The following is a 255-nucleotide window of genomic DNA, read 5'->3' as shown; positions in this document are numbered from 1 at the left end:
ACGTGCGACACCGCGCCGGCCTATTTCACCCTGACCGAAGTCGATGTCGGCGATTATCGCACCTTTGCCAAGACGTCCCCGCCGCTGCGGACCGAAGCCGACCGGCGCGCCGTGGTCGAGGGTCTGGCCGACGGCACGATCGACCTGATCGCCAGCGACCACACGCCCCAGGACGTGGATTCCAAGCGCCTGCCGTTCCGCCTGGCGGAGCCCGGGATCGTCGGCCTGGAAACCCTGCTGACCCTCAGCCTGGGG

1 pseudogene is annotated in these 255 nt (G+C 69.0%); it reads left to right on the top strand.

Annotation, left to right across the window (positions count from 1 at the left end):
* Window positions 1–255 (top strand): annotated as a pseudogene (locus R0J87_RS22475) (dihydroorotase); the annotation flags it as partial.

The organism is Halomonas sp. SIMBA_159 (assembly GCF_046536035.1).
Taxonomy (GTDB): domain Bacteria; phylum Pseudomonadota; class Gammaproteobacteria; order Pseudomonadales; family Halomonadaceae; genus Vreelandella; species Vreelandella venusta_A.
The sequence above is the reverse complement of the archived record's forward strand: the minus strand, read 5'-3'. Positions and strand labels throughout refer to the sequence as shown.